The organism is Prosthecobacter sp. (assembly GCF_044378005.1).
Taxonomy (GTDB): domain Bacteria; phylum Verrucomicrobiota; class Verrucomicrobiia; order Verrucomicrobiales; family Verrucomicrobiaceae; genus Prosthecobacter.
The window spans coordinates 1-6,037 of record NZ_JBILYB010000229.1; the positions used below are offsets into that span (position 1 = coordinate 1).

General features: G+C 59.6%; 6 protein-coding genes. All 6 read right to left on the minus strand.

Annotated elements, in window-relative coordinates; all coding sequences use genetic code 11:
• Nucleotides 1–19: 19 nt before the first annotated feature.
• Nucleotides 20–370, minus strand: coding sequence for an aspartate 1-decarboxylase (gene panD / locus AC6FTP_RS24885; protein WP_497209606.1), 351 nt, complete (start codon nucleotides 368–370; stop codon nucleotides 20–22).
• Between the two features lie 325 nt (nucleotides 371–695).
• A complete protein-coding gene (locus tag AC6FTP_RS24890) occupies nucleotides 696–3,782 on the minus strand; it encodes a type I restriction endonuclease subunit R (RefSeq protein WP_497209607.1) in 3,087 nt (1,028 codons plus the stop codon).
• Nucleotides 3,783–3,804: 22 nt separating this feature from the next.
• On the minus strand, nucleotides 3,805–4,221 hold the full coding sequence (locus AC6FTP_RS24895; protein WP_497209608.1) for a hypothetical protein: 417 nt from the start codon (nucleotides 4,219–4,221) through the stop codon (nucleotides 3,805–3,807).
• Nucleotides 4,218–5,300, minus strand: a complete 1,083-nt coding sequence (locus AC6FTP_RS24900) for a hypothetical protein (RefSeq protein ID WP_497209609.1) — start codon at nucleotides 5,298–5,300, stop codon at nucleotides 4,218–4,220. Before AC6FTP_RS24900 ends, AC6FTP_RS24895 begins: the two co-directional genes overlap by 4 nt.
• Nucleotides 5,301–5,415: 115 nt before the next feature.
• The gene (locus AC6FTP_RS24905; protein WP_497209610.1) at nucleotides 5,416–5,637 is read right to left on the minus strand and encodes a hypothetical protein; all 222 of its coding nucleotides are present in this window, start codon (nucleotides 5,635–5,637) and stop codon (nucleotides 5,416–5,418) included.
• On the minus strand, nucleotides 5,564–5,935 hold the full coding sequence (locus AC6FTP_RS24910; protein WP_497209611.1) for a PM0109 family protein: 372 nt from the start codon (nucleotides 5,933–5,935) through the stop codon (nucleotides 5,564–5,566). Before AC6FTP_RS24910 ends, AC6FTP_RS24905 begins: the two co-directional genes overlap by 74 nt.
• Nucleotides 5,936–6,037: the final 102 nt, after the last annotated feature.

Below are 6,037 nucleotides of genomic sequence, written 5' to 3' on the forward strand. Positions count from 1 at the left end.
AACAGCGAACCGAGAAAAACTAGAGCACCGTGGTGTTCACGATCTCATTCTTCTCGTTCAAAAGCAGACGCTTCGGCACCACCGGCGTCTCGCTTTGCCCGAAGGCCATGATCGTGATCATGTGCCCGGTGCTGATGCGATGCGCCGCCGCACCATTCACCACGATCATCCCCGAGCCCGCCGGAGCCGTGATCACATAGGTCTCCAGACGCTGGCCGTTCGTGATCGAGGTCACCAGCACCTTCTCCCCCTCCCACAGGTCCGCCGCCTCCATCAGATCCGTCGGGATCGTGATGCTCCCTTCGTATTGGACATTGGAGTCAGTGACAGTGGCGCGGTGGATTTTGGATTTGAGGAGGGTTCGGAGCACGCGTTCAGATTGAACAAAGCAGCCCCCTTTGCAAGAGCGGCTTGGAAGGCCGCAGAGATGAAAAGAAAGTGGAACAGGTTTTTAACCTGTTGGCTCCCGCCTCCGCGTCTCCCAGTCTCAAAGTCTCCGGCGCAGCCGTCTCAAAGTCTTCCGCATGGCCGTCTCCCCGTCTCCGCGCAAAGCGCGTCTCCCGTCTCCTGCGAAGCACGTCCCCTGCGCAGCAGTCTTCCCCCTCGCCCGCCAGACGACAGAACAGCCGTCCTCTTCGTCAGGAGCCATCGCCAAAACAAATCGGCTCGGCGCATCGATCAGAGCGTGAAGATGGTTACGCCGCTGAGGCCAGCCGCAGCAGTTCCCAGAGGTCGGCGTGATTCAGCAGGATGTTCTTTAATCCTTTGCGCACCGCCTCGGAGTTGAGCGCCTTGGTGCTCATGGAGGTGTGGGCGTCCAGGGCTTCCACGATGGCGTTCTCCAGTTCCTTGTCCAAATCGGGCGAGGTGGCGAACTGCTCCTTCGTGTTGTTCGTCGCCTGCTGCCGCAGTGTCTGTGACTCCAGCATCTTGCCACGGATGACATGCTTCACATACACGAGCTGGTCCTGCTCGGTGGTTTCGGAGCCGAAGAGTTCGTTCAGCTTCTCGATCAGCTCCGCCATGAAGACCTTCGTCTTTTCCTGCACACCGGCGCTGCCCGCATCGGTGATCGGTTCCAGCTTCGGCGTCTCGCCTTCGCTCAATGGCATGGGCTGCTTGCCTTTGTGCAGCAGCTTATGCCGTGTCAGCACCACCTTGGACAAATCAATGCCCTCACGCTCGCGGCCAAACTCCAGCAGAGGAATGAGGCGCTTGTAGAAGATCGCGCGCTTCTCGATGGCGGTGTTGCCGTAGTCGAAGATCTGGGAAAGGAAGGTGTAAAGGCGGATGAAGGCTCCCATGTCGCCCTTGAAGAGAATCAGCGCGTTCAGTTCATCCTGTGCGGCCTTGATGGCGGTCTCGTCATTCTTCTCTCTCGCAGCCTTCAGGGCCTCTTGCGCGGCCTTGTAGCGCTTCATGAGGCGGTCCACCACAGGCTCCAGAGCTTTGAGGAGTTCGCTTTGCTTCTCGCCCTTCATCTCGGCTTCCACCACGCGATCCACTTCAAAGTCATCGTAATGCCCGGCGGCATCCAGCTTGGAGCGCAGGTTGAAAACAAGGTTCGGGTCTGTCGTCGCGGAGAGTTCCGCTGTGGTGTGGTAGGTCTTGAAGGAGGCCAGTATCTCCGCCGCTTCGTTGACGAAATCCACGACGTAGGTGGTGTCCTTGCCAGTGTGCGCACGGTTCAGGCGGGAGAGCGTCTGCACGGCCTGGATGCCGTCGAGTCGCTTGTCCACATACATGCCGCAGAGCAGCGGCTGATCGAAGCCGGTTTGGAACTTGTTCGCCACCAGGAGGATCTGATACTCGTCCGTGTTGAAGGCCTTGCGAATGTCGCGCCCGTTGAGGTTCGGATTCAAAGCCTTGCTCGTCTCCGTGAAGGCATCCGCTCCACTGTCACTGTCATGGATCTCACCGGAGAAGGCTACCAGCGTCCCGATCTTGTAGCCACGATCTAGGATGTGTTTGTCGATGGCCAGCTTCCAGCGCACCGCTTCGAGGCGGCTGCTCACCACCACCATCGCCTTGGCTTTGCCTTCCAGCAGCGGAGCCACGAATTCGCGGTAGTGCTCCACCACCACCTCCACCTTTTGCGCGATGTTGTAGGGGTGCAGCCGCACCCAGCCCATGATGCCCTTCATCGCGGCGCTGCGCTCCACTTCCTTCTCATCCATCTCCTTGCCCTCGTGGGCGAGTTTAAAGGCCAGCTTGTAGCTCGTGTAATTCTTCAGCACGTCGAGGATGAAGCCCTCTTCAATCGCCTGCCGCATCGAATACACATGGAAGGGCTTCGGCAAACCGTCCGCGTCCTTCGTGCCGAACAGCTCCAGCGTCTTCGTCTTCGGTGTCGCGGTAAAGGCCACGAAGGTGATGCCACTCTCGCCAGCGCGGGCCGCCATCTGAGCAGCCAGGATGTCCTCCGTGCTCACTTCGCCGCCGTCGGCCAGCTCGGCCAGTTCTTCGGGTGACAGCACCTGTTTGAGCTTCGACGCCGCCTCGCCGGTCTGCGAGCTGTGCGCTTCATCCGCGATCACGGCAAAGCGTTTGCCCTTCGTCGCTGCCAGCTCCCGCACCGCTGCCAGGGCAAAGGGAAAAGTCTGGATCGTGCAGACCACGATCTTCTTCGAGCCATCCAGCGCCTCCGCCAGTTTGCTGCTCTTGCTGCCGTCCTTGTTCGTGATCGTCGCCACCACGCCGCTCGTGCGTTCGAAGTCAAAGATGGCCTCCTGAAGCTGCGTGTCGATCACGTTGCGGTCAGACACCACTAGCACCGTGTCGAACATCTTTTCATGGTTCGCGTCATGCAGCTCCGCCAGGAAATGCGCCGCCCAGGCGATGCTGTTCGTCTTCCCGCTGCCCGCGCTGTGCATGATCAGATACTTCCCGCCAGCGCCATCATGCAGTACCGCCACTTGCAGCTTCCGCGTCACATCCAGTTGGTGAAAGCGCGGGAAGATGATCTGCTCGATCACCTTCTTCTTGTCTCGTTTGGCGATCAGGTAGCGCCCCAGGATCTCCAGCCAGCTCTCACGCGCCCAGACACGCTCCCACAGGTAGGCCGTGCGGTGGCCGTTCGGGTTCAAAGGGTTCCCCGCCGCGCCATCGTTCCCCAGATTGAAGGGCAGGAACTTCGTCGCCGGTCCATCCAGCTTCGTCACCATGTGGACCTCACTGTTGCTCACGGCGAAGTGGACCAGCGCCCCGTTCGGGAAGCTCAGCAAAGGCTCCGGTGTCTGCCCCTTCGGCCTCGGGTTCCGGTCAAAGCGGTATTGGTCGATGGCATCGCCGATGCTCTGGGTGAAGTCCGTCTTCAGCTCCACCGTCGCCACCGGCACGCCATTCAGGAAGAGCACGAGGTCCAGGCAGTTCTCGTTATGCACCGAGTATTTCACCTGCTGCACCACGCGCAGCCGGTTCGCTGCATAGCGGGAAAGAATGTCCGCATTGATCGCCAGTGCCGGTTTGAACTCCGCCAGTTTCAGCGGCTGCTTCAGCCCCAGAAACTCGATCCCATGCCGCAGCACGTCCAGCGTCCCGCGCTGGTCGATCTGGTCACGCAGCCGATTGAGCAGCGTCTCCTCCGCCTTCGCCCCGTGGTTCTTCATCAGGGTCTCCCAGGCCTTCGGCTGCGTCGCCTGCACCCAGGCCAGCACATCCGCCGGGAAAAGCGCCCGAGCCCGGTCATAGCTGGCGGCATCTCCCTTCGCATGGAGCCAGCCATTCGCCGCGAGGTGCTCGCAGATCTCGGTCTCGAAGCTGAGTTCTTTGTGGAGGGACATGAAGCGTTCGGCAGTAATGGGGCTATGCCGAAGGCTGGAAAAGGCAGCCTCTTTCGGTTGCCTTGATCGCAAGGTGTTGAGCACGCTTTTTCTTCTGTCCCTTGGAGGCAATCCCGGAGAAATCCACATGGCAGTGAGCCGGGTTGTTCTTGGCCGGGTCTTCTGCCACCACTGTCGGGGAGGCGGCCACGAGCAGATCACCCGCCTCTTCCACCTCACCCATCGACACCGCCCACGTCCCGACGGACCTCAGGCCCAGCTTCTCCGTAAAGTGCCTCCACGATCCCTCGGCGGAGACCTTGGAGGCATCGTCCACCGATAGCTTGTCCTCGTCTTTGGGCGTGGGACCAAAAGCTTGACTGCTGGGCACTCCGTCTGCCAGCCAGCTCGGATTCACCTGCCGGTAAAACAGGCTGTCGGATGTCCATTCAGCACTCATGCGATGAGGAGTGTGGAGATTTTCCCAAAGGCATCCGCCCAGCCGTCCTGCGGATAGGTTTCTTCCACGAACTGATCGGTCTTCAGGTTGGTGGCATAAAGTTCCAACTGCTCGTCGGCAAAGTTGACCTCCAGTTCGATCCTGGCATGAGGCCTGATCCACTCTAAGACGACGTTTCCGTCCTCGGTGGGCACCACCGCAGGATATTCGAGATCAGCAGGGAAAGCCCTGACCATCTCATTCATCAGCCAGGACAAACGCTCAGGGTCGGGTGCCTTTCCGCCTCCTTCAAGCCACCCATCCTGCAATTCCAACAGCGCTTCGATACCTCCCACCAGTTCCAAGTGAGGCAGAAGTTCCAACTGTTCGATCTCGGTGATCGCTGTGAGGCGGTCGTCCAAATCGAAAACACCGATTCCTTTCAGACTCACCGTCAGCCTACGGTTTCCCAAGGCCTCCTTCAGATCGGAGAAGAAGGGATCATCAAAGGCAAAGGTCACGGTCTGGTTCTCCAGCGAACTCAGCGTGCCCGTGCGGCGTTTCGTGTCCAGGCTTTCGACAAGACCCGCCACATTCACCTCCGCCTCATAGGTCTCCCGATGCGCCAGCACCAGCCGCTTCCGTTTCACGGGCGTCAGCACCGTCTTGTTGGTGGGGGAATCGGGCAGCCACTCGATGGACTCTCCCTCCTCCAGCGAACGGCCGATGCGGTTGAAGTAGCTGTAGCAATCCTTGGGGAAGACGGCGGGGAAAGTCTGCCCTGACTCCGTGGCGATCACGGAGTTGATCAAGTCTTTTGCCTCCACGATCTCGGCTGGCAGGTCTGGAAGCAGCGTGCCCAGCAGCATCGCCACCAGCGCGGGCTTGGCACTGCCGTCGTCGATGCGCTCGATGTGCAGACTGAAGCCATGGGCGAAGCCCTTCTTCACTCTTCCGTGCTTCTGCCGCACCAGATGCTTCGCCAGTTCCAGCACCAGCTCCTCATACGCCGCCAAGTCCTTCGCCGCCGAGAGCGGGAGCGTGTGCCCCTCGAATCTTGGCCCGACGAAGCGGGGCTGGATGAACGGTTCCTGAGTCATGGAAGGCAAAGCTATCGGTTCAGATGATTAACTTCAATCAAGTTTTCGGGTTCAGGTCTTTCATCCGCCTGCTGCAGCACATTAATCTACTTGGCCACAGCGGAGGGATGCAATCCTAGACCTTCCTCTCCAATCGTTTCAGCGGAATCCCCTTTCGCCCCATCTCGGTCACCAGTTCGTCGATCAGGCGATTCGTGTCATCTTCTGTGGCGATGCGTTTGAAGTCACAGCACTTGCCGAAGATGCCCCTGGCTGCGTAATCCTCAGGCAGACTTCCGCCGGTTTCGATGAAGGTGCGCATCTGCTCGCGGTCCCGGGCCTTGCCAAGCGTTGACATTGGTGGTGGTCAGAAAGGCGATGCACGTCTGCGATTTCTCCGCAGGTGCATACTTGGCGACTGCGCCTTTGCCCTCACTGACCTGGTCTCCCATAAAGAACCCCGTGTCGCTGATCAGCAAGATGGAGAACAGCAGCTTTCCGCCCCCTGGCTGCGGTTGTTGAAAGTGGAACTCGTGAAGCATCATCGGCAGCCAATCCCAGGCCGAGAGCCCCAAGTGGCCGCCACTATCTCTGGGAGTTTGCTTGCTATACTTGTGCCAGCCTCCGCCATACGGCAGTCCTAGTTGCCGTCCGATGTAGGCTGACCTCGATACGGTATTGCTGTTCGAGCATCGCTTTGATGTCGCGCACGGTCATGCCGCGTGCGTAGAGGGCGATGATCTTGTCCTCGAAGCCTG